Source organism: Streptococcus suis (assembly GCF_002960445.1).
Taxonomy (GTDB): Bacteria; Bacillota; Bacilli; order Lactobacillales; family Streptococcaceae; genus Streptococcus; species Streptococcus hyiners.
Window position 1 is genome coordinate 1 of sequence record NZ_POJD01000408.1, and the last position, 284, is coordinate 284.

The following is a 284-nucleotide window of genomic DNA, read 5'->3' on the forward strand; positions in this document are numbered from 1 at the left end:
TTTGATCTAACCAAACTGGATGTCAAAGAGCCAGTCTTGGTATCTGGGACAGACGGTGTGGGCACCAAGCTCATGCTGGCTATCCAGTACGACAAACACGACACCATTGGTCAAGATTGCGTGGCTATGTGTGTCAACGACATTATCGCAGCAGGTGCAGAGCCGCTTTACTTCCTTGACTACATTGCGACTGGAAAAAATGAGCCAGCCAAGCTAGAGCAGGTAGTAGCAGGTGTGGCTGAAGGCTGTGTCCAAGCTGGTTGCGGATTGATTGGCGGTGAAAC

General features: G+C 50.7%; 1 protein-coding gene. It reads left to right on the plus strand.

What is annotated here, in order from left to right; genetic code table 11:
* The coding region (locus C1G53_RS12295; RefSeq protein WP_238139152.1) for an AIR synthase related protein at positions 1-284 on the plus strand (284 nt) is incomplete at both ends.